The organism is Embleya sp. NPDC127516, from assembly GCF_044765325.1.
Taxonomy (GTDB): Bacteria; Actinomycetota; Actinomycetes; order Streptomycetales; family Streptomycetaceae; genus Embleya.
Map to the genome: position 1 here is coordinate 236,909 of NZ_JBIWJT010000007.1, position 26,613 is coordinate 263,521.

Genomic DNA, 26,613 nt, shown 5'->3' on the forward strand with positions numbered 1-26,613 from the left:
AGCCCGCCCGGGCCTCGCCGGCGACGTCACCGCACCCACCCCGACAAAGCCTCGGTTTCAAGCTCCGGATCGACCGGAGCCGGCAGATGAACCGGCTCGGCACCCGGTTCCGGGGCGCGCCGCGCCGGCGGCCGCCGTGATCGGCGGTCGACGGCGCGGGCGAACCGGATCGCGGGTCAGGACGTGGGCGAGGGGCAGTGCAGGTTCGGCGCGTCGGGTCGGGCGCCCGCGGCGCTCAGCCCGGCGAAGCCGGTGCCGGCCAGACCCAGTACCGCCTGGGCGGTGGCCCGGGTGGCGGTGGACGGGTCGAATCCGGTGGCGTCGTACGCGATCGCGCCACGCGTGGCGGGCGTGCCGGAGCAGGGGACCTGGCGCTGGGTGATGAAGTGTCGCGCGGTCAGTCCGGGCAGCACCCGCCACGAGGACAGCAGCGCCTGCGCGGCCAGGCCGGTGCTGTTGGCGTTGGACGTGCCGGCTCCGGGGGTGCCGAAGCCGCCGTCGGCGAGTTGGTGGCCCACCAGCCAGTTCAGGCCGGCCGCCGCCTCCTGCGGGCGGCCGGTGGCGGCGAGCGCCTGCACGCTTATCGCGGTCGAATCCGCGTCGCTGGTGCAGGTGGGCTTGCCGAAGTCGAGCGGGAACCCGCCGTCCGCGCAACGCGCGCCGGCCAGGAAGTCGACCGCGCCGGCGGGTGCGCCCGCCGGCGAGCGGTCCAGGGCCAGCAGCGCGAGGGACTGGCTGAACGCGTTGCTGTAGTCACCCCACGGTGAGAGGTCGGTGAACCGGCCCGAGGGCTGTTGCAGCGAGCGCAGCCGAGTCGGCAGGTCGACGCCGCCGAAGCTGCTCGGGTTCACCCCGCGCACCTCGGTCGCGAGCAGCAGCTTGGCGGTGGCGCCGGCGTACGCGTTGGTGGCGCCGTCGCCGATGTAGCCGGAGAGTATCTCCGGGCGGGCCAGCCATGTGGTGGCCTTGGCCGCGTTCTGCTCGGCCACCCCGGCGGCGGCGAACGCGAGGATCGCGTCGATGGTCAGACCCTGGTCGGGGTAGGTCACCCCGTCGAAGGTCGCCTCGAAGCGTTCTCCGTCGACGAGTTGCCGGGCCAGCCAACCGGCGGCGGCCTGGGTGCGATTGCCGGAAAGGATGGAACCGGCTTCCGACGGCGTGGAGTTCGTCGGCGCGGAGTCCGCCGGGGCAGCGGAGGCGGTTGCCGGGACGATGGCGGTTGCCGCGGCGAGGAGCAGACCGCCGAGCAGGGCGGAGATCCTCCGGCCGGGTCGGGTGAGCGTCATGGTGGAGCCTTTCCGGGCCTGCGACGCGGCATGCCCGGCGGACACGCAGCGCGTTCGACCGCGACCCGGAGGGCGACACGGCCTCGGCACGGCGGCGCGAGGGCTCCGCCCCGTAGGCCACGACGGGGAATGGAGAGGGAACGCTCCGGCCCCAGGCATTCGGGCTCGCCGTCACGCGGACGGACCACCGCTGCGGGTCAGCGCCGGATTCGCACCGGACTTCCCCTGCGGCCGAAGATGACGCGGGTCGCCACACCCCGGATCGAACGGGCACGGCGGGCCCGAAAGCGGACGTCGCCGTCGCGCCGAAGATCCTCGGGCGAGACGCTGCGCACTCTACGGACAGTTCGCGGCCGAGGGTAACTCGCTTTCCGGCCAAGGCTTCACGGGCCGCGACCCCGGAAACCCGGCCTCGCCGAGCCCCCGGGACGGACCCGGCGCCGAAACCCCGGTCGGGTCGGTTCGGCCGCCCCCGGACGGGCCCGGGCCCGCCGAGATCCCCCGAAAGTGACCGGAAGCCGCTCAAGGACCCACGGTGGCCAAGGTCGAAGGACCACACGAACCCACGGGCGCCGCACCCGAGTCCGCACCCGTACCCGTACCCGAGGCCGTGCCCACAGCCCCGCGCGTGCCCACGGCAGCGCCCGTGCCCACGGCCGTACTCGTACCCTCACCCACGCCGGCGCCCGCACCCGTCCCCACCGGCGCGATCCGCCCGCGCAGCGCCGCCGCCTCGCGCGCATAGCGCCGCACCGGGAATTCGTCGGTGTCCGCCTCCGCCCCCAGGATTCGCACCGCGGCCGCGGTCGCCCTGACCGCCGCCTCGACCGCCGCCGACTCGGCCACCGACGCCTGGCGCGTGTACGAGATGCCCGCGTCGCGCCGGCGGGCCGCGTCGAGGTAGATCGCCCGGGCGGAGTCGACCGCGCCCGCGGGCTCGGCCAACGCGTGCCGATCGCCCCCGCCGGCGAAGTCGCCGACCACGTCCAGCGCGGCTTGGGCCAGTCCGGTCGCGCACGCCGCAGTGCCCAGGCGGCCCGCGTCCAACAGGTCGAACGCGATCCGCAGGCCCCGGCCCGGTGCGCCGATCAACCGCTCGGGCTCCAGGTACACCCCGTCCCAGTAGGCGGTCGTGGTCGGGATGGCGCGCAGCGCGGTCGTCGGTTCCGGCGCGCTGAAGTAGAGGTACTCGTCGGCACCGGGAGCCAGGAAACAGGAGATGTCCGGTCGGGCCGAACCCGTGCGGGCGAACACGGTGTGAAAGTGCGCGCGGCCCCCGTGCACGAGGGCGAGCTGGGTGCCCTGGAGCAGGTGTCCGCCGCGAGTGCGTTCGGCTCGGCAGGTGACCGCCGAGGGGTCGGCGCCCACGTGCGGTTCGGACCGGCTGCCGCCGCCGGTCAGCGCGCCGTCCAGCATCCCGGGCAACCACTGCTCGCGCTGCGTCGCGCTGCCGTGCGCCGCCGTCGGCAGGCACGCCAGCGTGTGTACGTCGAGGGCGCCGGCCACCGCCGGCCAGCGGGCCGCGAGTTCCTCCAGTACCTGGAGGTAGACCTCGTACGGTTGACCGCCGCCGCCGTAGTGCACCGGGTAGGGCAGGCCGGACAGGCCCGCCCTGCCCAGGGCGGAGAACAGGCCGGTGGGATAGCTCGCGTCGGCCTCGCACCCGGTTACCCGGGGCGCGAGTTCCCGGTCCGCGAACGCCCGGGTCCGGGCGATCAGGTCGTGGGCTTCGTCGGTGGGGAGCAGACGATCGACGGGCACGGGCGCATCCCTGGGGTGGACGGTCGGGCCGGGTGGGGAATCCGGGTCATCGGGGCGAGGACCCGAGCCGGGCCGGCGGTGTGGACGGGCCGGCCCGGGCCGGGGGATGCCAGGACACCTGCGCACGGTAGGTGCCCGGCCGCCGGCCCGGGATCGTCCGGCGCGACAAAGCCGAGCCGGGTTCTTCGTCGAGGCCCACCTATGGGTCCGAATCCCTCTCTCGCGGGGGGCGGATCCGGTGGTGAACCGTCGATATCGAAGCGAGGCGATCACACTGTGGCTTGGTGCCCGGTGACGGAAAGTGTCGCCGGCATTGGCCATTCGAACGAAGCACCCGGTGCGCGGCGCGGCCTAGCGTCGATCACACATCGACCGGAAGGACGCGATATGAGCGCCGAGCTGCACACCCGTGCCGTCGTGGCGGACACGCACAACGACCTCCTGATGGCCGTGGTCGAACGACCACCAAGCCGGTGGGCGAGTTTCTTCCGGGAACAATGGCTGCCCCAGCTTCGCGAGGGCGGGGTGGACATCCAGGTCCTGCCGGTGTTCGTGGACGACCAGTTCCGTCCGGAGGGCGCGCTGCGGCGGACGCTGCGGATGGTCGAGTGCGCGCACGCGATCGCCGAGGGCAACCCGGACGAGGTGCGGCTGTGCCTGGACGGCGACGACATCGACGCGGCGCTGGCCGCCGGCAGGATCGCGCTCGTGCTCGCGTTGGAGAGCGCGCCCGGCGTGGACGCCGACCTGGAACTGTTCCGTACGCTGTACCGCCTCGGCGTCCGGGTCGCCTCGATCGCGCACTGGGGTCGCTCCGCGCTGGGCGACGGCAGCGGTGAGGACGCCACCGGCAGCCGGCTGACCCACGCCGGTGTCGAGGCGCTGCGCGAGATGGAACGGCTCGGCATCGTGTTCGACATCTCCCACCTGGGGGCGGTCGGTGTCGCACACGTGTTGGAAGAGGCGACTCGTCCGCTGATCGCCACCCACTCGGGTGCCCGGGCGTTGTGCGACCACCACCGGAACCTGACCGACGAGCAGATCCGGGGCGTGGCCGCCACGGGCGGCGTCGTGTGCGTCAACTTCGTGCCCGACTTCCTGTCCAGGGACCGGGACCGGCAGAACATCGACGGGCTCGTCGACCACATCGAGCACATCATCGACCTGGTGGGTGTCGACCACGTCGGGATCGGCCCCGACTTCCTGCGCGAGGTGCTCGCCGACATCACCCCGCCGTGCTGCGAGGGCGTCGACTACACCGGCGTGGACGCCACCACCGAACTGCCCGGGCTGAACGGCCCGGCCGAACTTCCCGCGCTCACCGAGGCGTTGGTGCGGCGCGGACTGGGTGAGAAGGAGATCATGGCGATCCTCGGCGGCAATGTGCACAGGTTGTTCCGTGCCGAGCTGGGCCTGGCCCGATGAGCGGCGCGACGGCCGGTTCGACGGCCGGTGCACCCGTGTTCGACACCGACGCGATGCTGGCCGACCTGGCCGAGTTGGTGCGCTGCGAGTCCTTCTCCGCCGACTTGGCGGCGGTGGCGCGCAGCGCGGACGTGGTCGCCGCCCAGGGTGCGCGTCACCTCGGCGTGCAGCCGCGCCGGATCGTGCTGGACGGGGTGACCCACCTGCAGTGGACGTTCGGCACACCGCGCGTCCTGCTGGTTGGGCACCACGACACGGTGTGGCCGATGGGCTCGTTGGCCACCCACCCGTGGTCGGTCGTGGACGGGATCGCCCGGGGGCCGGGTGTCTTCGACATGAAGGCCGGTCTGGTCCAGATGTTCCACGCGCTCGCCTCGTTGCCCTCGCTGGACGGCATCGGGGTGCTGATCACCGGCGACGAGGAGGTCGGCTCGACCACCTCGCGCGCCCTGATCGAGGACTCGGCCCGCGGCTGCGCGGCGACCTTCGTTTTGGAGGCGTCCGCCGACGGTGGGGCGCTGAAGACCGGGCGCAAGGGTGGCTCCCAGTACGAGTTGGTCGTGCACGGCAAGGCCGCGCACGCGGGCCTGGAGCCGGAGAGGGGCATCAACGCGGCGATCGAGGCCGCGCACCTGGTGCTCGCGCTCGGCGGCTTGGCCGATCTGGCGGACGAGGGCGCCTTGGACGGATGGCGCACCACGGTGACCCCCACGGTGGTCGAGGCGGGCGCGGTGTCCAACACCGTCCCGGATCGGGCCCGGGTGACCGTGGACGTCCGGGTGCCCACGATCAAGGCCCAGGAGCGGGTGGACGAGTTGATCCGGGCGCTGCCCACGACCGTGCCGGGTGCTCGGCTCGAGGTGCTCGGCGGTCCCAACCGACCCCCGCTGGAGGAGAGTTCCTCCAGCGCGCTGTTCGACCTCGCGGACCGGGTGGCGAGCGGCAGCGGTCTGCCGCCGCTGCGTGCCGCGGCCGTCGGGGGTGCCTCCGACGGCAACTTCACCGCCGGCGTCGGCTGCCCGACCCTGGACGGCCTGGGCGCGGTCGGCGGCGGTGCGCACGCCGACCACGAGCACGTGATCGTGTCCGAGTTGGCGCCGCGCGCGCTGCTGCTCGCCGGTCTGATCGAGGCGGTCCGATGAGCGCCGTGGTCATTCGGGAGCTGCACGAACTCCACGAGCTCGAAGACGCGTTCACCCTGTTCTGCGAGATCTGGGGGACCGGACCGGGTAACGCGCCGATGTCCGTCGAACAGATGCGCGCACTCTCGCACGCCGGGAACTACGTCGCCGGGGCCTACGCGGAAGGGCGTATCGTCGGCGCCACCGTCGGGTTCTTCGGCGCTCCCATCGCCCGCACGATGCACTCACACGTCACCGGCGCCCGCCCCGGCCACGCGGCCGGGTTCGCGCTCAAGCTGCACCAGCGCAACTGGGCCCTGGCCCGCGGCGTGACCCGGATCACCTGGACCTACGATCCGCTGATCCGGCGCAACGCCCACTTCAACGTGACCAAGCTGGCCGGTCGCCCGGACGGCTACCTGCCCAACTTCTACGGCTCGGTCGACGACGCGATCAACGGCGGTACCGACACCGACCGCGCGCTGGTGATCTGGGACCTGTCCGACCCCAGGGTGGTCGCGGCCGCGAACCTTACGCCGATCCCGGTCGCGGTGCCGGCGGGTGCGGTGGCCGCGCTGTCCGTCGAGGGCGACCTGCCGGTCCTGGGCCGGACGGACGCCGACCACCTGCTCGTCGAGGTCCCCGCGGACATCGAGAAGTTGCGGCGCACCGACCCCGGCGCCGCCAAGGACTGGCGGATCGCCCTGCGCGAGGTGCTGGGCGGCCTGCTGGCCGACGGCGCGCGGGTGATCGGCTTCCAGGACAAGTCCCGCTACGTCCTCACGCGCGACACCGCCGCGTGACCCCCCAACGATCAGGAGTCCAGGCACCATGAAGATCACCGGAATCGAACTGCGCCGGATCGCGATGCCGTTGCGCGCGCCGTTCCGCACCTCCTTCGGCGTCGAGACCGCACGCGACATCCTGCTGCTCCGCGTGGTCACGCCGGAGGCGGAGGGGTGGGGCGAGTGCGTCGCGATGTCCGATCCGCTGTACAACTCGGAGTACGTGGACGGCGCGGTCGACGTGCTCAAGCGCTTCTTCATCCCCGCGCTGCCGGAGCGGGTGGACGCCCTGTCGGTCAAGCGGGCGCTGAAGCCGTTCAAGGGCCACAAGATGGCCAAGGCGGCGCTGGAGACCGGCGTACTGGATGCCCAACTGCGGGCCGCAGGACAGTCGTTCGGATCGTTCCTGGGCGCCTCCCGGGACCGGGTGCCGTGCGGGGTGTCCGTGGGGATCATGGACTCGATCCCGCAACTGCTCGAATCCGTCGGTGAGTTCGTCGACGAGGGCTATGTGCGGATCAAGCTGAAGATCGAGCCGGGCTGGGACCTGGCGCCGGTGCGCGCGGTGCGCGAGCGGTTCGGCGACGATCTGCTGCTGCAGGTGGACGCGAACGCCGCGTACACGCTGGCCGACGCGCGTCAACTGGCCAAGCTGGACGCGTTCGACCTGCTGCTGATCGAACAGCCGCTGGCCGACGACGACCTGGTCCAGCACGCCCAATTGGCCAAGCAGATGCGCACGCCGATCTGCCTGGACGAGTCGATCGAGTCGGTCGAGGACGCCGCGGCGGCGATCACCCTGGGCTCCGCGTCGATCATCAACATCAAGCCCGGTCGGGTCGGCGGCTACCTGGAGGCCAAGGCGATCCACGACCTGTGCGTGGCGCACGGCGTACCGGTGTGGTGCGGCGGCATGTTGGAGACCGGGTTGGGTCGGGCCGCCAACGTGGCGCTCGCCGCGCTGCCCGGCTTCATCCTCCCCGGCGACACCTCGGCCTCGCGTCGCTACTACGCCACCGACATCACCACGCCGTTCGAACTCGCCGACGGCCACCTCGATGTGCCCACCGGCCCCGGCCTGGGCATCGACCCGATCGTCGACATCCTGGACTCGGTGACCACGTCCAGCGAGTGGATCAAGTTCTGAGACACCCCGACGGCGCCCGGTCGTTCGACCGGGCGCCGTCGGCACCCGAATCGGTACGAAGGCATCCGCCGGCCGGGCGTCGTCGTCCGGGGATCGGTCCTCGGCATCCGCATCATGAGACGCGTTGGACGGCGCGGGGCGGGTGTGCCAGGTTCGACGTCATGCGACGTCGGATGATTATTACCGGCAGCGTGCCGACACCGGGCTGACCAGGACGACCACTTCCCTGCGGCCCACCGTCCGCACGCAGACCTCTCGCGCTTCGCGAGGGGTCTTTCTGTTTTCCCGGCCCGGCCCCGCCTCCGACGCTCGTCGACGCCACCCGATCCCCCGCACAGCGACAGGAGAACAGCGACTCATGGTTGACGACGGCACCCAGGTCCTCGAAGCCCCCCGGTTCGTGGGGCCCGCCCCGAGCCTCGCCGATCCCGCTCCGAGCCTCGCCGATCCGGCCCCGGCCGCAGCGCCCGCACCGCTCGCCGCGCCCGAGGGCGACGCGGTCGATCCCGTCGGCGAGACCGCCCGGTTGGTGGCCCGGATGCGCCACGGCCACGGCGTGCTCGCCCGGGTCGCCACCACGCTGAACAACCACGGCGTACGCCGACTCACGTACGTGTCCACCGAGTTCGGGGCCGCCACCGTGGAGGTCACCGTGCTCGCCCGGGACGCGGCCCGGGTCGAGGCGAGACTGCGCCGGATGGTCGAGGTGGTCGAGGTCGACCGGGTAGCCGCGACCTGACCGGCGCGCGTGCGTAGGTTCACCCGCTCCCGCCGACCACCTCGCGATACGTCCCCCAGGGCGGGCGGTTGGTATGGATTGACATGAATCGACCAAGATCTCCATACTGCCTGTGTAGTCACATGGCTACACATGGAGACCGGGTCTTCGGGCGACCGCAGGTGCTCCGCCCGCTTCGGAGACGTGTCGGGTTCGACCTCGGCTCCGCGCCCGACCCTCGGAGAACTCGTGCTCTACGGCAGCGCATTGCGAGACGACCTGGCCGGCACGCGGACCACGCCGCTGGTCGGCATCCATGACATGTACTCCGCGTCCTTGGCGGCGAGCCACTTCGACGGCTTCTTCGTCTCCGGCTTCGGCTTCGCCGCTTCGTACTACGGGCTGCCCGACATCGGCTTCATCGCCTGGCCCGACATGGTGGCGTTCGTCGAACGCCTGCGCCTCGCCTTTCCCCGGCAGCACCTCCTGGTCGACATCGACGACGGGTACGGCGATCCGGAGGTGGCCTGCCATGTGGTGCGGCGGCTGGACCGGGCCGGGGCGTCCGGGGTGATCCTGGAGGATCAGGCGCGGCCCCGGCGCTGCGGTCACGCCGACGGCAAACTGCTGCTGCCGCTGGACGACTACCTGGACAAGCTGACCCGGGTCCTGGACTGCCGCGGCGACCTGGTCGTGGTCGCGCGCACCGACGCCACCGAGCCGGACGACATCCTGCGCCGCGCGAAGGCGCTGGCCAAGACCGACGCCGACGTGGTCCTGGTGGACGGCGTGCGCAGCGTCGAGTGGATCCGCCGGATCCGCGCGGCGGTCGCGGACAAGCCGCTCCTGTTCAACCAGATCGCGGGTGGCAAGTCGCCGCGCCTGTCCCTGACCGAACTGGCCGACCTGGGCGTGGACGCGGCGATCTACAGCACGCCGTGCCTGTTCGCCGCGCACACCGCGATCGACACCGCGCTGGCCGAACTGATCCGGTCCGACGGCCGGTTGCCCGCGCCCGACGGCCCGGCCGCGGTCGGCGTCCGAACCGCCACCGAGCTCCTGGAACGAAACCTCGGCACCCGATACCCGGAGTGACCGAACTTATGTGACCTGGATCACGCACGAGGTCATGTCACGTTCTGCCGACCCTTCCCGTCCACGGGGGCAAACAAGGAAGGGAAGGACCATGACACAGCGCATCCTGGTGATCGGGGCCGGTTACGCGGGCATGACCGCGGTGCTCGGTGTGGCCCGGCGCACCCGCAAACACGACGTCCGGATCACCCTGGTCAACCCGATCGGCCGGTTCACCGAGCGGCTGCGGCTGCACCAGCGGGCCGCCGGCGAAGAGCTCGCCGATCTTCGGATTCCCGACATGCTCCGCGGCACCGGAATCGACTTCGTGCAGGCGCGGGTGACGCACGTCGACGCGGCCGGCCGTACCGTCCGGCTGCACGACGACCGGTCGATCGGCTACGACACCCTCGTGTACGCGCTCGGCAGTGTCGCCGACACCGTGACGGTGCCGGGTGTGCGCGAACACGCCTTCACGCTCGACAGCGCCGCCGCGGCCGGCCGGCTGGCCGAACGTCTCACCGAGCTCGACGCGACCGGCGGCACCGTGGTCATCGGCGGCGCCGGCCTGACCGGGATCGAGGCCGCGGCGGAGATCGCCGAGAACCACCCGGCCCTGCGGGTCGTCCTGCTCAGCCGGCACGAGCCCGGCGCGATGATGGGCGCCAAGGCGCGCGCCCACCTGCACGCGGCCCTCGACCGCCTCGGCGTCCGGGTCCGCACCGCCACCACGATCGTCAAGGTGCTCCCGGACGCGGCCGAACTGGAGGACGGCGAGCTCGTGCACGCCGACGCGCTGCTGTGGACGACCGGGGTACGGGTGTCGCCACTGGCCGCCGAAGCGGGTCTCACCGTCGACGAGCGCGGCCGGATCGTGGTCGATCCGACGCTGCGCTCGGTCTCCCACCCGCAGGTGTACGCGATCGGCGACGCGGCGGCGGTCCGCCAGACGTACGGCGTCATCCACGGCACCTGTCAGAGCGGCATCCCGACGGGGGCGCACGCCGCGGCGTCGATCGCCCGGCAGGTGGAGGGCAGGGAGCCCGAGGCGTTCCGGTTCGGGTACATCCATCAGCCGGTGAGTCTGGGACGCCACGACGGCGTCATCCAGTTCACCCACCCCGACGACACGCCGCGCCGGTTCGTCCTGACCGGCAGGTGGGCGGTGATGTACAAGGAGTTCGTCAGCAGCTCGCCGTGGAAGTCGTTCCGCCTGCTGAAGAGGATCGGCGGAGCCGTAAAGTGGCCGACCGGAGGCCGGGCCACTCGTCGGGCACGATGACCGAGGGGACGAGGGAGACACGTGGTCGACACGGACGTGTTCGAGGACCACCGCAACCTGCTGTTCTCGGTGGCCTACCGCATGCTGGGCAGCGCGGCCGACGCGGAGGACGTCGTCCAGGAGGCGTGGCTGCGCTGGTCGTCCGCGGACCGTTCCGATGTGCACGACCCCAAGCCGTACCTGGTGCGGATCGCCACGAACCTCGCGGTGGACGCGCTGCGTTCGGCCCGGGTGCGCCGGGAGACCTACGTCGGCCCCTGGCTTCCCGAGCCGATTTCGACCGGTCCGGACGTGGCCGAGAACGCGGCGCTGGCCGACTCGGTGTCCCTGGCGATGCTCGTCGTGCTGGAGTCGCTCTCCGAATTGGAGCGGGCGGTCTTCGTGCTCCACGAGGTGTTCGGCTTCCCCTACGCCGAGGTCGGTACGGCGATCGACCGGCCCGAGGCGACCGTCCGGCAACTGGGCCACCGCGCCCGCGAGCACGTGCGGGCGCGCCGACCCCGGTACGCGGCCGACCGGGGCGCCCGCAAGGCCGTCACCGAGAAGTTCTTCGCCGCGACCACGGGCGGCGACATCAACGAACTCATGCAACTGCTCGCCCCGGACGTCACGATCTGGACCGACGGCGGCGGCAAGGTCCGCGCCGCGCTGCGCCCGATCGTCGGCGCGGACAAGGTCGCGGCCTGGCTCGCCGGCGTCACCAAACGCCCGTACGAGGGCGTCGACCTCGCCGACATGGTGCCCGACCTGGCCGAGATCAACGGCGAGCCCGCGCTGCGGATCAGCGCATACGGTCGGGTGGTCACGGTGATCGCCCTGGAGACCGGCACGGACGGCCTCATCCACGGCATCCGCATGGTGGCCAACCCGGACAAACTGAGCCGCGTCTGACCCTCGCGGACGCGGCGCTCCGCGCCCTTTCGGTGCCGGTGCCGGTGCCGGGGCCGGGTGCCGAGCACCGGTTGCCGGGTGTCGCGTCTACGGCTGTGTCGGCGGCAGGCGCAGGAGTTCGGTCACGGCCGAGATGCTGTGTTCACCGTGGCCCGCCTCGGCCGTGCGCCGCACCAGGTCGTGCAGTGGCGCGAGCCAGGACGTGTCGACGTTCGTCTCCTTGGTCAAATCCTCGTCGTGGGCCGCTCCGGCGATGAAGAGGTTCACGGTGGCGGCGGCGTCGGTGTAGTCGCCGCTGTCGATCTCCTGGGCGAAGGTCGGCAGCAGCGACTTGATCATGTCCAGCCACTTGCCGGCGAACCGCACCGTGGTGTCGGCCCGAAGCCCGCGGGCCTGGACGGCGGCCGCGCCCTGGAAGAAGCCGACGAGCGCGGGGAGCAGGATCGCACCGACCGCCATCTCGTACAGCGCGGCCAGGTCGGTTTCGTCGCCGAGGTGGACGGTGTCGCCACCCAGCACCTTCAGGGTCGCCTCGTGCTCCTCGAAGACGGATCTGTCGCCGCTGTAGTACAGCAGCGTGTCCGGCGCCCCCACGGCCGCCGGTACATTCTTGACCGCCCCGGCCAGAAAGCGGGCGCCGTGCGCATCGGCCCAGGCCGCTGTTTCGCGGGCACCGATCGGGGAGCCGCTGTTCAAGGTGACCAGGGCCCGCCCGCGCAATGCCCGCGCAGCGGGTGCCAGTGCGCCGAGCGTGTCGTCGAAGGTGGTCAGGCAGGTGATCACGAGCGGACTCGCCGCGACCGCGTCCGCCACGGCCTCGGCGTGGACCGCGCCCGCGGCCACGAGGGCGGCGGCCTTGCCCGGCGTACGATTCCACACCGTCGTCGGATGGCCGGCGGCGATGAAGGCCGCGGCCAACGCGCGGCCCATCGAACCGAGCCCGATCACGGTCACGGGCGTGCGATTCTCGTCGGCCATGTGCGCTCCACTCCACGTCGGTGTTCCCGGAAAATACGAACGAGCTTGTGCGCGCCGCCGGTCCGGGTGAACTCGGCGCGCCGCTCGCTTCCATGCTGGAGGAGCACATGCGGTCCCTCAAGTACCTACATTTTTGTCGGGTACTTACATTTTGGTAAGGATGGGGGATGAAGCCGAGCCGGGCCGTACAGGTCGCGGCCAACAGGCCGAACGTCCAGGGAAGTCCCTCGTCCGGACCGGCAATGTGCCGCAATCGCATGTGGCACGAGGTCCTCCTCGATAGGTTTTCCTCGTTTCCCCATGGGAGGAGTTCGGTCGGTATATGTCTCAGCCACAGGGCCCGCCGACCGGATCGCCGAGAAGTCAACTGGCCAAGGCGACGCCTCCGGAAGTGGACAGCGACAAGCTGCGTCATGTCGTCGCCGACACCTATGCGAAGCCGGGCGACACCGGGACCTGGGTCGGCAATGGCAAGGCCGCCGCGGCCCTGCGTGCCGAACTGCACGACGGGCGACCCACGGGCCCTCCCGGCCGCGAGAAGATCCACGCCGTTGATGTGGCCGACCTGCTCGGTCGATATCGCAAGGCGCTCCGGGAGCCCGGACTCTCGGCCCGGGACAAGTCGGTCATCCTGGCCGAGTCCGGCGAGCTGTACCGGACACTTCAGATGCGCGACGTGGCGGGTGGCATCACCGCGTGGCTGCACGCCAATCCGGAGCGCGCGAACACCATGCTGAACGCGGTCGAGTTCGGTGAAGGCCGAACCCGAGCTGGCGTCGGTGACGGGGTCGCGTTTTCTCACGTCCACTTTCAAGCGCCCCGCCCTCGAGGCGGTGGTTCCCGACATGGGTCTGATCGCGGATCTGCGGCGCCACTTGGCCAGACCCGAACCGCAGAACCTCGCGTCCGAGGCCGCGCGCGTCGCGGCCCGGGGCATGGGCCGGGCTGCGGCACTGATCGAAACCGCGCGGGGATCCGAGGCCCTGCGCCCACAACCGGGACGCAGTGGCGGGCTCGCGGCTTCGAACGATTCGACCAGGAAACGCGGACGCAACGGCCCGGAGGCCGACCCCTGACGGTGCCCCCGCACCGCGCCGTGCGAGGCCGCGCGGGATCCGCGGCCGGTCGAACGATACGATCTCACCGCAAATGCCGCTTCGGGCACCGTGGTTCACGTGATGGGAAGAGGGCAGGACGTGCCGGAGTCTCGCGAGCCCGCGTTGACGTTTCGAGGACTGTTCGACTGGTTGTGGGAACGGCTCCCGGAGGCGCGCCCCCACCTTGCCGAGCTGAAGGCGGACGCCGAACTCGACGCCGTGCAGGAAGGCCGCGTGATCCCCGACGCCTCCGTCGGTTACCTGCTCAATCCGTACGGCATCCTCTCCGACGCGCTCTTCTGGCCCGTGATCGTCCCGGCCGTCGAGACCCGGAACGGCGACCTGCTGGCGCGGACCGCAGCGATCGTGGAGGCCCTTCTGGCCGCCGCCGACGAGGACATCCGCGACGCCGCCGACCTGCGGGTGGTCTCCCCGCTGCTCGGCCACGCCGAGTACTGGTCGATCTTCCGCCACGTCGCGGGCCCGCGCCTCCTGGCCATGACCACCCGAAGCTAGGACCGGCCCAAGCCGGGACCTGCCGAGACAGACCACCGACCCACTCACGCCCGTCGGCCCGGCCCGGCCCGGGGACGGGTCAGTAGCCGCGTTGTGGGGTGCGATGCGGTGAGTTCTTCAGGTCGCTGCCCGCGCCCAGAGTCGTGGCGCGTGGGTGGGCGACCTGGGTGGTTCGGTTCACGGAGGGGTTCGATCCGCGGGCCGGTGTCATGCCGGTGGCAGCGATCCCCGCAGAGCCGGAGCCGAGAGCGGGAGCGGGGGCGGAGAGAAACGGGGAGGGGATCTTGTCCGCCGGGACGCGCCCCCGCGTTGCGGCGGTCGAATCGGTTCCGAAGACGTCCGGGCCCTGCTCCAGCATGCGTCGACTCGAGGTGTGTTCGCGCGGCGCGTGGTGTTCCACCTCGTCGTCCAGGGCGTCGCCTTCCAAGACCTCGGTGCCCTTGTACTCCGGCTCGGTGACGCGGTCGATGTCCGGGACATCGCCGTCCCGATATACGTCCGGCCCGACATTTGCCTCGGTAGCCGTTCCCCGACGATTGTCCGTGTACTTCGGCTCCATGTCGTAGTCGATGTCCGGAACATCGCCGTCCAGATATTCGCCACGCCGGGGACGCGCCTCGGCGGCGGCCCCCCGACGGCGACGGCGATCCGACGACGAATCACGAATCTCGGGCACTGGAGGGGTCCTTTGGTCTCACGGATCCGGGATCTTCGCCACCGGTACGGGTTCGACCACGATATCCCGCGGTGCTCGCGGGCCGGCCGAATCAGCGGGATCGGCACCGGGTTCGGCGGATATCGGACGAGACGAAGCATCGATCCCGACGCCTGCCGAATCGGCCCGGGTCGCCCGTTCGCGGCCGGGTTCGGTGGGGCTACTCGGGTGTCGGGGCGACGCGGTGCAGTTGTTTGCGGTCGTAATAGGTGGTCATCGCGAAGCCGAAAGCGAGGCCCGCCAGTGCGCCGAAGGCGATGCCCGCCCAGGCCCGGGTCAGGCCCGCGTCGGCGCGGGCGTCGAAGTACAGGATGGCGCGTACGCCGTCGCTGAGTTGGCGCATCGGCTCGAACGCGGACAGCACCCGGTAGAAGCGCGGCAGCGCCTGGAGCGGGATGGTCGCGCCGGAGGACGGCAGCGCCAGCACGATGAACACGAACATGCTCACCAACTGGCCGATCCCGCCGAAGGCCGCGTTGATCGCCTGGACGCCCAGCCCCACCGCGGTGCTCGCGCAGATCGAGAAGACCCACAGCAGGGGCAGGTGGGACGCGTCCATGTCCAGGATGCCGATCGTGGCGAACATGATCAGGGTCGCGGTCAGCACCGACAACACGGCCGACATCACGCACTTGACCGCGAGTTGATGGGTGCGGGTGATGTGTACCAGTGGGCGTTCGGTACGCCACGGGCCGATCTCACTGGCCACGTAGCCGAGCCCGACGTCGACCCCGTTGCTGATGATGTTGCCGCCGAGGAAGCCGGCCAGTACCAGCAGGAGCGTGTAGTAGAACGCGGTCAGCCCCAGTCCGCTGCGGGGGGCGATCGGGTGGCCCACCGCGACGGCGACCGCGATCGGGTCCGCGAGCAGCAGGCGACCGGCCGTGGTGGTCTGCCCCGGAGCCGCCTGCGGCGCGCCGGTCAGCGTCGCGCCGAGCTGCAACGAGGCGGCGTGCAAGGCCTGTTGGGCGATCGCGGTGGACAACGAGGAGGCCAGGCTGCCCGCTCCGGGGTTGGTCAGTAGGTTGACCGTCGGGCGGGTCGGCGCGGCCGGCGCGGGCGTGTTCAGGGCGGCCACCGACGCGGTGAAGTCGGCCGGCACCACGATCGCGCCGTACAGCTTGCCCGAGGCCATCCGTCGGCGTGCCGACGCCTCGTCGAGAACGCGCCAGGACACCGTGTCCCCGGGGTCGGGCGCGGCGGCGATGCCGGCGATGATGCGCGCGCCCAGGTTCTCCGTCCCGCCCGCCGACGGCACGCCCTGGTCCGCGTTGACCAGGCCGATCGGCAGGCGGTGCAGGTCCCTGCGCGGATCGAGGATGCCGCCCATGTACAGGATGGAGAGCAGGAAGGCCAGCAGCCCCACGATGACCGAGGGCATCACCCAGATCCGCGGGTTGCGCAACACCCGCGACGCACCCACCCAGGGGGTGGACTGGTTCGATGCCATCACTCTCCAGAGAAGCCGAGGGGCGGGCCGACCACCCGCGCCGGGTGCGGGCGGACACGGTCACCGTGCGCGAGATGGTCACCCCTTCACCGCCCCCCGAAACCCCACCTGCGCGAGACGAGCGAACCCCCTTGCGCCCGACACCCACCCCACCCCCAACGACTCCGGCGACACCAGGGCCCCGCCCCGCCGCCGGCGGCGGGCACGCGAAAGCCTCGCTCCCGGCGTGGGGCGCCGGGAGCGAGGCCGTTGTCGGTCGCGTGCGATCAGGAGATGGTCACGTCGTCCACGAGGAACGTGGTGACGAGTGACGAGTCCTCGGAGCCCGCGAAGGTGATGGTGACCGTCTGCCCCGCGTAGGCGCTCAGGTTCACCGTGCGTTGCACGTAGGCACCGGTGGCGCCGACGTTGGAATAGGTGGCCAGGGTGGTCGAACCGATCTTGATCTTGAGCGTGTCGTAGACCGTGTTGCCGGTTTCCCGGGTGGTGGTCTTGATCCACGCGCGCAGGTTCGGCGAACCGGCCGGGATCGTGACGTTGGCCTGGCTCAGGTTCTCCGTGGCCGTGGAGCCGTAGCCCATCATCCACGCGTACCAGGAGCCGCCGTGCGCGGAACCCGGGTTGCTGTTGGTGATGATGTTGGCGTTCTGCGTCCAGTTGGCGGTGCCCGCTTCGAAGTCACCGTTGCGCAGCGCGTTGCCGGGCGGGCCGCTGCCCACGGTCAGGGTGTACTGGGCCGTGTGCGTGGCCGTTGCGCCGGTACCGGTGACCGTGATCACGTAGGTGCCGTTCGCCGCGTTCGCCGCCGCGGTCGCGGTCAGCGTCGAGGACGCGCCGGACTGGATGGAGTTCGGGGTCAGGGTCACGGAGACGTCGGTGGGCTGACCCGACGCGGTCAGCGCGACGGTTTGCGCCACACCGGAGGTGACGGTCGTACTCAGCGTCGACGAGACCGAGTTGCCGGCCTGTACGGTGCCCGAGTTCGGGCTGAGGGTCATCGAGAAGTCGTTCTGGCCCGGGCCGCCGGTGCAGGTGGGGTCGTTGGGTTGGGCGGGGACGCTGACGGCGTCCCAGGCGGCCTTGGTCTTGTTGAACAGGGCGCAGGTGGAATCGAGGGTCTTGGCCGAGTTGAGGGTGGCGGTGCGGTACTTCTTGTAGGTCATGCCGCTGGTCTTGAGCAGCATGCCGCCGTAGAAGATCTTGCCGGCCTGTTGGATGCCGATTCCGGTGAGGGTGGTGTTGTTGCAGGTGGGGCTGTTGGGTTTGCCGCCGCCGGGGCTGGTGCCCTCGGCGAGGAGGTAGAACCAGTGGTTCATCGGGCCGGCCGCGGCGTGTTCCTCGGTGTTCGGGATGGAGGAGCTGTAGCAGTCGGGGTCGCCGTTGGTGGAGGGTTTGTACATGTAGCGGATGGGGCCCTGGCCGACCAGGTTGACGGTCTCGCCGACGGTGTAGTCGGGGACGTCGTAGGGGGAGGGTTCGTTGGTGTAGGCCTCGGTGAGGGCGCCCATGATGTCGCCGGTGGATTCGCCCAGTCCCGGTTCGGTGCCCGCGCCGCCGGGGGTGAACTGGTCGATGCCGTGGCCGAATTCGTGGCCGATGACGTCCATCGACGAGATCCACTGGTTGGACTGGTTGTGGCCGATGGTGATGGAGGAGCCGTCCCAGTAGGCGTTGAGGTCGTTGAGGCCGACCTTGATGGGCCAGCTTCCGCCGTTGCCGTTGTGCCCGTTGCGACCGAGCCAGTCGCGGAGCATGTTCCATTCCTTCTGCGCGCCCCACATGGCGTCGACGCAGCCGGTTTCCTTGCTGGTGGCCTGGCCGTTGCCCCAGGAGTCGGTGGACTTGGTGAAGACCTGGCCGTTGCTGTAGTCCGCGCAGGTCAGTCCGGGACGGTTCGGGTCGCGCAGGGAGAAGGAACCGCCCGAGCCGGTGGTGTCGATGGTGAGCGGGTTCGGCCCGTTCCACTGACTGTTGCCGGTGCCGGCCTTCACGTCGTCGACGGTGTCGAGCACCGTGCCCGTGCTCGCATCGACGAAGACGTGCAGCCTGCTGGGCGCGGTCGCGGTACGACCGATCAGGACGGTTTCCCAGGCGAGATTGCTCTGCCCGTCCTTGACCCGGACGACCAGGCGGTGCGATTCGACCTTGTCCACGGCAGCGAGTCTGGCCCTGGACGTGGTCTCGGCGGCGCCCGCGTCGATCGTGGGCGTGGTCTTGGCCGAGATGCGGGTGCTGGTGGCGGACTGGGTCGCGCGGACCCGGCCCTGGCCGTCGGCGAGCACGACGGCGTCGCCGCCGACCACCGGGATGCCCCGGTAGGTGCGCTCGTAGGCGACCGAGTAGAGGCCGTTGACCCAGGGGGTCACCGCTTGGCGTTCGTACTGCTCGTCGGGACCCTTGGCGAGGGTGTCCAAGCCACTGGTCGCGGCTCGGTCGGCGGCGGAGACCGCCAGCGCCTGCGAGCCGGGAGGGGAAGGCGGATCGGCCGAAGCCGACTGCGCGGTCGTGGAGACCGCCAATCCGGCGAGTACGGCCAGGACTGTCCCGGCCGTCACCGTTTTGCGATTCATCGAGGCTCCTCGAGTGGAAGGTAGACCTCGACCACGAATCCGACCTTCGCGATGCGTGTCCGCAAGGTGAGCGAACCGCCGACGCGCCTGGCCGCCGGGTTCGTGCCCGATCGGCACACGTTCACACGGTCTGCCCGTTCCGTTCAATGCGCGCTCGAAGGGCCGGCAAAATCTGTCAAACTCCGTTCCACACAAGTGAGTTGCGCGCATCGGAGAATGATTCCGGGAGTCGGTCGACGGGGCTGCCCGGCACCCGGTGCGGCGACCGGAGAGGCGCATCGGGTGCCGGGCAGCAGGCGCGAACGACTCACCCGGAGGTCGCGATCAGCTCACCGGAAGATCCAGGTAGGACGGATCCTCGTCGGAGGGGGAGACCGTGATGGTGGTGCCCGCGACGGGGGCCGCACCGTAGAACGGGTCGAACGTATCCAGCACGAGCAGTACCCGGTGGCCGGCCGGGACGTTGTAGCCGGTGGCCTGGAGGGCGATGTCCAGGACGACCAGCCGTTCCGCCTCGCCCTCGGGGCCGGTGAACGGCGCGTGCGTAATGATGTGGGCGTTGCCGTCGGCGTCGACGTCGAAGAGGTGTGCGATCACCGTCGGGGTCGGTCCCTCGATCGTGTAAGTCACCCGCAGTCGAGGCACGCCCCGCAGTTTCACCGCCACGGGTAGCGGTGCGGTGGCCCACACGCCCGCGTGGGACCGATCGATCTCGTTGGTCGGGTAGACCTTGGGGAAGCCGGCCATCTCCGGGTAGCCGGAGAAGATGATCTTGTTTGCGACGGTGGCCGGGGTGTCCGCGCCGGACCGGAAGACGATGTCCGTGTCGCCGCCCGCCTTGTCGGTGAGCGTGCCGTCGCCGCCGTTCTGTGGGCCGGTCAGGTATAGCCGTTCGGTGCGCCCGGTGACCGCGCCCCACGTGGGCCGCTCTTCGATCGGGCCCTTCCACATGATCTGTGTGACGACCTCGCCCTCGGCATCGATGCCGTTGGCGATGCCCTTGAGGTGGTGGTCGAACCACCGGTGCGCGTCCTCCCAGATCCGGTTCGGCAGCCCGATGATGCCGGGCGATTCCGGTCCCGAGTGGTCGCCGATGGACAACAGGAGGCGCTTGGGGCCGGTCAGCGCGTTGAACATCTTCAACGTCTGATTGGTGGGGAACAGCGTCTCGTGCCACGCGTTCGCGAACAGGATCGGCACGCGGCGTTCGTTGAGCTTTCCGACGCGCTCGTGCGGGGAGCGCGGTACCGCCCAGTCCAGCGCCGGTTGTGGGTCCGGGTTGGTCAGTACGTCCCGGAACGCCTGCTGTGTCGTCTCGCTGAGCCGGGCGTCGGCGGCGGCACCCAGGAGCGTGGACACCGCGGCCAGGTGCCGGGTGCCGTTCTCGAAGAACGCCTCGCCCAGATCACCCCAGGTGCTCAGGGCCACCACCGCGCCCACCTTGGGCTCCTCGGCGGCGACCAGCTGGCTGATGCCCGATCCGTACGAGTCGCCGATGAAGCCGACGCCGGTCAACTCGCCCGTGACCAAGCCCTCCACGAAGGTGATCGCCGCCTGACCATCCTCGATGTCCTCGAGACCGGCCACCTCGACCTCACCCTGGGATTCGCCGAACCCGCGCGCGGTGTAGGCCAGTACGTGGTAGCCCTTGAGCGCGAAGCGGGTCGCCTGCACCGCGTAGACGACCCAGCCCAGGTTCACCCATGGCGAGGGCATCACGATCAACGGTCGGGGTCGGCCGTCCCGGTGCAGCCAGAGCGCGCCGTCCAGCTCGTCGCCTCCCGCGCCGGGCACCCGAACCTTGCTGAACTCGACCTGTGCCCGGGTCTCCTCGACCTCGGTCACGCGCGCGGGGGCCAGTCGGCCGGTGTTCCCGGTCTCCAGTGCTTCGACGACCTGCGTCAAGGTCGCCTCGTCCAGTTCGGGGTAGAGGCTGGTCGGCTGCGGTTCCTGAGAACTCACGTCGGTTCCTTCCCACTTCGTCGACTCGTGCGGACGAGGCCGACACCCCGCCATGATCGCAGTGGGTGTCGACTCGAAAACACAGTGTCATCGAATCTTGTTTCGTGACGGGAGAATGGGAGGAAAATCCGAAGTGGGAAACAACCGTTCCGGTGTGCCGACCCCTTCGCTACCCTCGCCCGATCTGGCGAATCGTCGAGCGGGGCTCCCCGCGGATCGGATGGCCCATGAAGAACGTTTCCCCAAACGACGAGTCCGGGCGCCCGACGGTGTCGATCTCCGCCGGCCGGGTGTGCGGCACCACCGCGGACGGCGTGCGTCGTTTCCTCGGCATCCCGTACGCCGCCGCGCCGGTGGGCCCGAGACGGTTCGACCGGCCGGCCCCGCATCCGGGGTGGGCGGACGTGCGCGACGCCGGTTCGATGGGGGCGACCGCGCCCCAGGCGCCGTACCGGGGCGGCCTGGGCGACCTGCTGCCGACGGTGGTGGTCGAGGGCGACGAATACCTGAACCTGAACATCTGGGCACCGGCCGACGCGGCCGGTCTGCCGGTGATGGTGTGGGTGCACGGCGGATCACTCGCACACGGCGCCAACGCGCTGCCCGGGTACGACGGTTCCGCCTTCGCCCGGGACGGCGTGGTGTTCGTGGCGCCGAACTACCGGCTGGCCTCCGAGGGCTTCTCGGTGTTGGCGGGCGCGCCGCTCAATCTCGGACTGGCCGACGTGCTCGCCGCGCTGCGCTGGGTGCACGCCGAGATCGCGGCCTTCGGTGGCGATCCCGAACAGGTCACCGTGTTCGGCGAGTCCGCCGGATCGATCCTGCTGGGCGCCCTGGTCGCCCACCCGCAGGCCGCGTCGTTGTTCGGTCGGGCGATTCTGCAGAGCGGGATGCCCGGCGCGCTCCCGCCCGAGGGCGCCGGCCGGATCACCCGTCTGGTGGCCGAGCGGCTGGGTCGCGCGGCGACCCGGGAGGCGTTCGCGGACGTGCCCGCGGCCGAACTGGTCGCGGCCGAACAGGCCGTCACCGCCGGTGGCTCGCCGATGACCGGTGGCCCCGGATTCACCATGGCCGTCGACGCGGACCTGGTGCCGGTCGAGCCGATGGCGGCCCTGCAGGCCGGCGGTGGGTCGGACATCACACTGCTGCTCGGCTCGAATACCGAGGAATACCGGCTGTGGTTCGTGCCCACGGGGATGCTGGACCGGGTCGGCGCACTGCTGTTCGCGGGTGCGCGGCTCAAATTCCGGATCACACGCCGGATCCTGGCCGCGTATCGGGCCAATCGGCCGGGTGCCTCGCGCGGTGAACTGCTCGGCACGCTGGTCGGCGATCTGTTGCTGCGACTGCCGATCAACCGGGTCGCGGACGCCCGACTGGATCGCGGCGCGTCCACCTACGTCTACGAGTTCGGCTGGCGCAGCCCGGTCCTGGACCTGGGCGCGGCGCACGCGATGGAGCTGCCCTTCGTCTTCGACGGCCTCGCGACGCCCGACTGGCGCGCCCTCACCGGCGACGCGGCTCCGCAGCGGCTGGCCGACGACATGCACGCGGCGTGGGTGCGCTTCGCCAAGACCGGCGACCCGGGCTGGGAACCGTGGGACGCCCGGCGCCCGGTACGGGTGTTCGACCATCCCGAGACCCGCACGGTGTTCGCCCCGCGCGAGGACGAGCGAGCCGTCTGGCCCTGACCGGCGGGCCTGGCCGGGCCCGCTCCCGGGCCGGTCGGCGGGGTGTCGCGTCCGTCATCCCAGGGCGCGACGCACGGCCGCGTGCGGCAGCGCGAACGCCTTGTGCCCGGACGGCGCGTGCACCGTCTCGGCGGCCAACAGGGCGTCCAGCACCGCCTCCTCGACGGCGTCCATCGTCGCGGCGAAGACCGTGTCCAACAGCGCCGAGGGCAGCGGCTCGGCGGCGCGCACGGGCGCGGTGGAGAAGGCCACCGCGTAGTCGCCGCTGCCGTGCGCGAACGCGGCCCCGACCCGGGCCAGACCGAACACACCGCGCCCGGCGATCCGGGTCAACTCGCGCGTGGAGCAGGGCAGATCGGTGGCGACCACGACCACGCACGAGCCCTGCCCGCCGGCCGGTCCGGCGGTCGGCAGACCCAGCGTGGCCGGGCGCAACACCTGCCCACCCAGCCGTAGTTCGCCGGACATGTTGGCCTGCACCAGCACGCCCACGGTCGCCTCGCCGGTGTCCGTGGGCACCCGGCGCGACGCGGTGCCGATGCCGGCCTTGTAGCCCAGCGCGCACGCGCCGGTGCCGCCGCCCACACTGCCCTGCGGCACCGGCCCGGTCGAGGCCGTGTCCAGCGCCGCGTACACGTGCGCCGCGGTCACCCGGCGTGGGCGGTTCCGGGACAGCCACGTGTCGTCGATCTCGCCGACCACCGGCAGCACGGAGGTGAGCGGCGGATCGGCCCGCTCCCGCAGCCAGGTCGACAGGGCGTTCGCGACGGGGAAGGTGGACAGCTTGGAAGTGAGCAGCAACGGGGTCTCCAATTCGCCCGGTTCCACCGAGCGGCCCGCGCCGACGAACCTCCCGTGGCCGTTGCCGACGAACTGCCCGGCCGGCAATGGGCCGTGACTGCCCAGCGCGTCGGGCACGATCGCGGTCACTCCCGAGTACAACCCCTCCCGGGGGTCACGCAGCGTGGTGTGCCCCACCCGCACGCCCGGGACGTCGGTGAGCGCGTTCCACATCCCGGGAGCCAGCAGGCCCGGCGCGTGGCCGAAGTCGCGGATGCGCGGGCGCGGCTTCGAAGGGCCCGTCGCGAGCTCGGTCATGGTGGCTCCGGATGTCGTTTCCGCCGGCATTCGCATGCCGTCACTCTCCGCTTTGCCCGTCGTGGGCCGCACCGTCGTCGCGGACGAAAGTTCGGACCCGCCTCGGGTGGCCCACACCAACCCCGGGCAGCCCTCGCGCCTGGTCGGCGGCGGCCCGCGCGCTCTATAGGCTGACCACCCACAGACCACCCACTGGCGCCGGAGAGCGGCACCGACACGGTTGAGGGTGCACGGATGAGCGCGCGTTTCGAGGAACTCGACTGGCGGCCGACGCCGATGGGCGAGATCAGTCTGCGCCGCAGGCGGGATCCGGCCACGGGCGAGGACGTGTACGAGGTCAAACTCGGCGACGAGTTCCTGATGTCCAGCCTGTTCACGGCGGGCGAGATCGCGCTGACCCGACTGGGCCTGGCCGACCTGCCGGACGCCGAACTCGACGTCGTGGTGGGCGGGCTCGGGCTCGGGTACACCGCCCGGGCGGCGCTGGACGACCCGCGCGTGCGCAGCCTGATCGTGGTGGACGCGCTGGGCGAGGTGATCGACTGGCACCGGCGCGGGCTGGTGCCGCTGGGCGCGGGGCTGGCCGGCGATCCGCGCTGTCGGCTGGTCCTCGGCGACTTCTTCGCGTTGGCCGGCGACCCTCGCGGGTGGGATGCGCAGGCGCCCGGCCGGCGCTTCCACGCCATCCTGCTGGACGTCGACCACTCGCCGCGGCACGTGTTGCACCCCAGCCACGCCGCGCTCTACCGGCCCGCCGGGCTGCGCGCGCTGGCCGATCGGCTGCATCCGGACGGCGTCTTCGCCCTGTGGTCGAACGACCCGCCGGACCACGAGTTCGGCGCGGTGCTCGCCGAGGTGTTCCCCGCCTCGGCCGCGCACGTGGTCGACTTCGACAACCCGCTCCAAGGCGGTACGGCGACCAACACCGTGTACGTGGCGCGCAAGGCGGGCGACCCCGCGTCCTGACCCGACGGGACGGCGAACCGGGTCGGGACGCGGGGTGCCGGGCGTGTCCTCGAACACCCCACCGGGTCCCTACCGGGGTGCGAGGACACGCGGGGTGCCGCGCCCGGCGACAGGGCACGAGCCGCCGGGCGCGGCACCGCTCAGGAGCGCAGGTGGTCGATGGCGACGCGGGCGGCCCGGCCGATCGCCGCGTCGGCCCGGGGCAGCCGGTAGCCCATCGACTCCGAACGCAGGAAGACGCCGACGGCGTAGCGCTTGCCGTCGGGGTATTCGACGACCCCGGCCTCGTTGCGCACACCCCACAGGGTGCCGGTCTTGCCGGACACCCGGATCTCGTCCTCGAAGCCGGAGGAGAGCCGGTGCGGCCAGATCTGCCGGCCCATGATCTCGCGCACCTCGGCGCAGGCCTCGGCGGGCCCGGCCTCGTCCCGCCAGATGGCGGCGAGCAGCTTGGTGATCTCGCGCGGGGTGGTCGAGGCGGTGCGCTCGGGGTCGCGCACGGTCACCATGCGCATGCGGTCCGGGGTGACCCGGGCGAGCTGCTCCTCGACGTCCTCGGCCGCCGGGTCGATGCCCAGGTCGGTCACCACGCTGGAGAGCAGTTCCTTGCAGCCGGTGACCGCGGTGGCGCGGCAGTCCAACTCGTCCAGCGTGGCTCGCACGTTCTCCCGGCCGACCAGGCCGAGCACGACGTCGGTGGCCGCGTTGTCGCTCATGGTCATCATCATGGCGGCGAGGTCGCGCGCGCTCATCTCCACGTCGTGCATGCAGCCGTCGGTGCCGATGCCGTCGCCTGCCTTGTCGGCGTCGGTGACCACGTGCCGCCCGGCCCGGTCCAGCCGGCCCGAGGCCGCCTGTCGCGCGTACTCCAAGGCGATCGGGATCTTGAAGACCGAGGCGAGCACGACCTTGTCGTCGGACCCGTAACAGACCTCGTCGTCGCCGTCGAGGTCGCGTACGTGCAGGAAGCCCTCGACCTCGGCCGCGTCGAAGACGGCGCGGATGCTCTTCGCCGGTTCGACCGGATCCTGGTCGGTGATCATGTTCGCTCCGTGAGGGTGGTCGGGTGGCCCCGAGGGGCTCGACGGGGTGTGTTCAGCGTTTGGCGGCGACGTTCGGCAGGTGGGTGGCGGCCGCGTGCGCGCCCACCGTGTACCAGAGGTTGATCAGGTCCATCACGACGTTGGGATCGGGTGCCGCGCATCGCACGGTCAACAGGTCCAGTCGTTCCGCGCCGGGCACGGCGGCGGCGAACTCGGCGGCCAGGGGGAGTTGGAAACCCACCTCCAGGACCAGTTCATCGGGCATCGGCAGGGCTTGCAGCCCGCTCGCGTTCCGGACCGCCAGCGCGGCCTTCTCCCGGATGAGGTCCCGAGCCAGGGAGGGGTGCATGGTGTCCGCCGCGGTCCATCCCTCGGCGGACTTGACCTGTGCGGTGACCACGCCGGGGAATACCTCCTCGGCCACCGAGCAGACGTGGTTGTCGCCGGTGACCAGTCCGATCGGCACCCCGTGCTGGGCGGCCAGCAGTGCGATCACCTCGGCCTCGGTGACGTGGCGGTCGCCCAGTTTCACCGAGGTGAAGTTGCCGGAGAAGGTGTGCGAGAGCACGCCGGGCTTGCCGGCCGCCGCGTGGTAGCCGACGAACAGCGCCACCGCGTGCTGCGGGCCCAGGCCGTGCGCCATGCACTGGGCCTTGGGGGTGCCCAGGATCATCCGGGCGCGGGGGTCCAGGTCCTCCGCGATCAGGTTGTCCATCGTGCCGTGGCTGTCGTTGATCAGTACGCGCTCGGCGCCCGCCGCGAACGCGCCTTCGATCGCCGCGTTCGCCTCACCCGTCATCAAGTGTTGCGCCCGGGGGTAGCCGCTGCCCCCGCGCCAGATCTGATCCAGGGTGGCGATGCCCGCCACACCTTCCATGTCGATCGAGATGTACACGTCCATCGGTCGCTCCCGTTCGTCGCGCTGCCCGTGAGCGACCCGACGCGCGCGTCGCCCGACGCCGGGCCGGGCGGTGTGCCGACCGTCGGCCGCCTCTGCCGAGGATTGCCGAGGCGGCCGGGGCTCGGCGTCGGTGATT

General features: G+C 71.3%; 21 protein-coding genes, 1 pseudogene and 1 riboswitch. Of the genes and pseudogenes, 12 read left to right on the forward strand and 10 right to left on the reverse strand.

Annotated elements, in window-relative coordinates; translation table 11 throughout:
* Positions 1 to 176: 176 nt before the first annotated feature.
* Positions 177 to 1,286 (reverse strand): prenyltransferase/squalene oxidase repeat-containing protein, encoded by a 1,110-nt coding sequence (locus ACIRL2_RS16120; RefSeq protein ID WP_402232581.1) that lies wholly within the window; start codon positions 1,284 to 1,286, stop codon positions 177 to 179.
* Positions 1,287 to 1,440: 154 nt separating this feature from the next.
* A riboswitch (cobalamin riboswitch) is annotated at positions 1,441 to 1,511 on the reverse strand.
* A 297-nt stretch (positions 1,512 to 1,808) separates the two neighbouring features.
* Positions 1,809 to 3,047 (reverse strand): acyl-CoA dehydrogenase family protein, encoded by a 1,239-nt coding sequence (locus tag ACIRL2_RS16125; RefSeq protein WP_402232583.1) that lies wholly within the window; start codon positions 3,045 to 3,047, stop codon positions 1,809 to 1,811.
* A gap of 387 nt (positions 3,048 to 3,434) precedes the next feature.
* Here ACIRL2_RS16125 and ACIRL2_RS16130 point away from each other — a divergent pair, with 387 nt between their 5' ends.
* The 8 genes from ACIRL2_RS16130 (at position 3,435) to ACIRL2_RS16165 (ending at position 11,490) form a co-directional block, all read left to right on the forward strand.
* The gene (locus ACIRL2_RS16130; RefSeq protein ID WP_395859287.1) at positions 3,435 to 4,472 is read left to right on the forward strand and encodes a dipeptidase; all 1,038 of its coding nucleotides are present in this window, start codon (positions 3,435 to 3,437) and stop codon (positions 4,470 to 4,472) included.
* Positions 4,469 to 5,614, forward strand: a complete 1,146-nt coding sequence (locus tag ACIRL2_RS16135; RefSeq protein ID WP_402232585.1) for a M20 family metallopeptidase — start codon at positions 4,469 to 4,471, stop codon at positions 5,612 to 5,614. Before ACIRL2_RS16130 ends, ACIRL2_RS16135 begins: the two co-directional genes overlap by 4 nt.
* Positions 5,611 to 6,396, forward strand: coding sequence for a GNAT family N-acetyltransferase (locus ACIRL2_RS16140; protein ID WP_395859289.1), 786 nt, complete (start codon positions 5,611 to 5,613; stop codon positions 6,394 to 6,396). The genes ACIRL2_RS16135 and ACIRL2_RS16140 overlap by 4 nt, the downstream gene beginning before the upstream one ends.
* A 28-nt stretch (positions 6,397 to 6,424) precedes the next feature.
* The gene (gene menC / locus ACIRL2_RS16145; RefSeq protein ID WP_402232587.1) at positions 6,425 to 7,525 is read left to right on the forward strand and encodes an o-succinylbenzoate synthase; all 1,101 of its coding nucleotides are present in this window, start codon (positions 6,425 to 6,427) and stop codon (positions 7,523 to 7,525) included.
* 358 nt (positions 7,526 to 7,883) lie between these two features.
* Positions 7,884 to 8,264 carry a hypothetical protein gene (locus ACIRL2_RS16150; protein WP_395859291.1) on the forward strand — a complete coding sequence of 127 codons (381 nt, stop codon included), beginning with the start codon at positions 7,884 to 7,886 and terminating at the stop codon, positions 8,262 to 8,264.
* A gap of 228 nt (positions 8,265 to 8,492) precedes the next feature.
* Positions 8,493 to 9,338 carry an oxaloacetate decarboxylase gene (locus tag ACIRL2_RS16155; protein ID WP_395859292.1) on the forward strand — a complete coding sequence of 282 codons (846 nt, stop codon included), beginning with the start codon at positions 8,493 to 8,495 and terminating at the stop codon, positions 9,336 to 9,338.
* 91 nt (positions 9,339 to 9,429) lie between these two features.
* Positions 9,430 to 10,599 carry an NAD(P)/FAD-dependent oxidoreductase gene (locus tag ACIRL2_RS16160; protein WP_395859293.1) on the forward strand — a complete coding sequence of 390 codons (1,170 nt, stop codon included), beginning with the start codon at positions 9,430 to 9,432 and terminating at the stop codon, positions 10,597 to 10,599.
* A gap of 21 nt (positions 10,600 to 10,620) precedes the next feature.
* Positions 10,621 to 11,490, forward strand: a complete 870-nt coding sequence (locus ACIRL2_RS16165) for an RNA polymerase sigma-70 factor (RefSeq protein ID WP_402232589.1) — start codon at positions 10,621 to 10,623, stop codon at positions 11,488 to 11,490.
* Positions 11,491 to 11,577: 87 nt separating this feature from the next.
* On the opposite strand, the gene ACIRL2_RS16170 is transcribed toward ACIRL2_RS16165, so the two are convergent.
* Positions 11,578 to 12,468 carry an NAD(P)-dependent oxidoreductase gene (locus ACIRL2_RS16170; RefSeq protein WP_395859295.1) on the reverse strand — a complete coding sequence of 297 codons (891 nt, stop codon included), beginning with the start codon at positions 12,466 to 12,468 and terminating at the stop codon, positions 11,578 to 11,580.
* A 752-nt stretch (positions 12,469 to 13,220) separates the two neighbouring features.
* On the opposite strand from ACIRL2_RS16170, the gene ACIRL2_RS16175 reads away from it, so the two are divergent.
* Together ACIRL2_RS16175 and ACIRL2_RS16180 are read left to right on the forward strand one after the other, a co-directional pair.
* Positions 13,221 to 13,544 carry a hypothetical protein gene (locus tag ACIRL2_RS16175; protein WP_402232592.1) on the forward strand — a complete coding sequence of 108 codons (324 nt, stop codon included), beginning with the start codon at positions 13,221 to 13,223 and terminating at the stop codon, positions 13,542 to 13,544.
* Between the two features lie 120 nt (positions 13,545 to 13,664).
* Positions 13,665 to 14,081 (forward strand): hypothetical protein, encoded by a 417-nt coding sequence (locus ACIRL2_RS16180; protein WP_395859297.1) that lies wholly within the window; start codon positions 13,665 to 13,667, stop codon positions 14,079 to 14,081.
* Between the two features lie 79 nt (positions 14,082 to 14,160).
* Here the strand turns inward: ACIRL2_RS16180 and ACIRL2_RS16185 are convergent, their stop codons facing one another.
* The 4 genes and pseudogenes from ACIRL2_RS16185 to ACIRL2_RS16200 form a co-directional block, all read right to left on the reverse strand.
* Complete coding sequence (locus ACIRL2_RS16185) at positions 14,161 to 14,757, reverse strand: hypothetical protein (protein ID WP_395859298.1); 597 nt, start codon at positions 14,755 to 14,757, stop codon at positions 14,161 to 14,163.
* Between the two features lie 199 nt (positions 14,758 to 14,956).
* Entirely contained in the window at positions 14,957 to 16,246 is a 1,290-nt protein-coding gene (locus tag ACIRL2_RS16190; protein WP_402232593.1) for a YhgE/Pip domain-containing protein, read from the reverse strand.
* A gap of 596 nt (positions 16,247 to 16,842) precedes the next feature.
* A pseudogene (locus ACIRL2_RS16195) lies at positions 16,843 to 18,816 on the reverse strand (M4 family metallopeptidase); the annotation flags it as partial.
* A 324-nt stretch (positions 18,817 to 19,140) separates the two neighbouring features.
* Positions 19,141 to 20,778 (reverse strand): CocE/NonD family hydrolase, encoded by a 1,638-nt coding sequence (locus tag ACIRL2_RS16200; RefSeq protein ID WP_402232595.1) that lies wholly within the window; start codon positions 20,776 to 20,778, stop codon positions 19,141 to 19,143.
* 227 nt (positions 20,779 to 21,005) lie between these two features.
* Between ACIRL2_RS16200 and ACIRL2_RS16205 the strand changes: the two genes are divergently transcribed.
* Entirely contained in the window at positions 21,006 to 22,469 is a 1,464-nt protein-coding gene (locus ACIRL2_RS16205; protein ID WP_402232597.1) for a carboxylesterase/lipase family protein, read from the forward strand.
* A gap of 54 nt (positions 22,470 to 22,523) precedes the next feature.
* On the opposite strand, the gene ACIRL2_RS16210 is transcribed toward ACIRL2_RS16205, so the two are convergent.
* Complete coding sequence (locus ACIRL2_RS16210; RefSeq protein ID WP_395871589.1) at positions 22,524 to 23,567, reverse strand: P1 family peptidase; 1,044 nt, start codon at positions 23,565 to 23,567, stop codon at positions 22,524 to 22,526.
* Positions 23,568 to 23,801: 234 nt separating this feature from the next.
* Here ACIRL2_RS16210 and ACIRL2_RS16215 point away from each other — a divergent pair, with 234 nt between their 5' ends.
* Positions 23,802 to 24,533, forward strand: coding sequence for a spermidine synthase (locus tag ACIRL2_RS16215; RefSeq protein ID WP_395871587.1), 732 nt, complete (start codon positions 23,802 to 23,804; stop codon positions 24,531 to 24,533).
* A 140-nt stretch (positions 24,534 to 24,673) separates the two neighbouring features.
* Here ACIRL2_RS16215 and ACIRL2_RS16220 read toward each other — a convergent pair whose 3' ends face one another.
* Together ACIRL2_RS16220 and ACIRL2_RS16225 are read right to left on the reverse strand one after the other, a co-directional pair.
* A complete protein-coding gene (locus ACIRL2_RS16220; RefSeq protein ID WP_395871585.1) occupies positions 24,674 to 25,576 on the reverse strand; it encodes a serine hydrolase in 903 nt (300 codons plus the stop codon).
* Positions 25,577 to 25,628: 52 nt separating this feature from the next.
* A complete protein-coding gene (locus ACIRL2_RS16225) occupies positions 25,629 to 26,477 on the reverse strand; it encodes a M55 family metallopeptidase (protein WP_402232600.1) in 849 nt (282 codons plus the stop codon).
* Positions 26,478 to 26,613: the final 136 nt, after the last annotated feature.

Coding starts and splice junctions, on each gene's coding strand:
- ACIRL2_RS16160 (WP_395859293.1), top strand. CDS start 9,430: ATGACACAGCGCATCCTGGTGATCGGGGCCGGTTACGCGGGCATGACC.
- menC (WP_402232587.1), top strand. CDS start 6,425: ATGAAGATCACCGGAATCGAACTGCGCCGGATCGCGATGCCGTTGCGC.
- ACIRL2_RS16120 (WP_402232581.1), bottom strand. CDS start 1,286: ATGACGCTCACCCGACCCGGCCGGAGGATCTCCGCCCTGCTCGGCGGT.
- ACIRL2_RS16150 (WP_395859291.1), top strand. CDS start 7,884: ATGGTTGACGACGGCACCCAGGTCCTCGAAGCCCCCCGGTTCGTGGGG.
- ACIRL2_RS16210 (WP_395871589.1), bottom strand. CDS start 23,567: ATGACCGAGCTCGCGACGGGCCCTTCGAAGCCGCGCCCGCGCATCCGC.
- ACIRL2_RS16205 (WP_402232597.1), top strand. CDS start 21,006: ATGAAGAACGTTTCCCCAAACGACGAGTCCGGGCGCCCGACGGTGTCG.
- ACIRL2_RS16220 (WP_395871585.1), bottom strand. CDS start 25,576: ATGATCACCGACCAGGATCCGGTCGAACCGGCGAAGAGCATCCGCGCC.
- ACIRL2_RS16170 (WP_395859295.1), bottom strand. CDS start 12,468: ATGGCCGACGAGAATCGCACGCCCGTGACCGTGATCGGGCTCGGTTCG.
- ACIRL2_RS16140 (WP_395859289.1), top strand. CDS start 5,611: ATGAGCGCCGTGGTCATTCGGGAGCTGCACGAACTCCACGAGCTCGAA.
- ACIRL2_RS16215 (WP_395871587.1), top strand. CDS start 23,802: ATGAGCGCGCGTTTCGAGGAACTCGACTGGCGGCCGACGCCGATGGGC.
- ACIRL2_RS16135 (WP_402232585.1), top strand. CDS start 4,469: ATGAGCGGCGCGACGGCCGGTTCGACGGCCGGTGCACCCGTGTTCGAC.
- ACIRL2_RS16225 (WP_402232600.1), bottom strand. CDS start 26,477: ATGGACGTGTACATCTCGATCGACATGGAAGGTGTGGCGGGCATCGCC.
- ACIRL2_RS16190 (WP_402232593.1), bottom strand. CDS start 16,246: ATGGCATCGAACCAGTCCACCCCCTGGGTGGGTGCGTCGCGGGTGTTG.
- ACIRL2_RS16130 (WP_395859287.1), top strand. CDS start 3,435: ATGAGCGCCGAGCTGCACACCCGTGCCGTCGTGGCGGACACGCACAAC.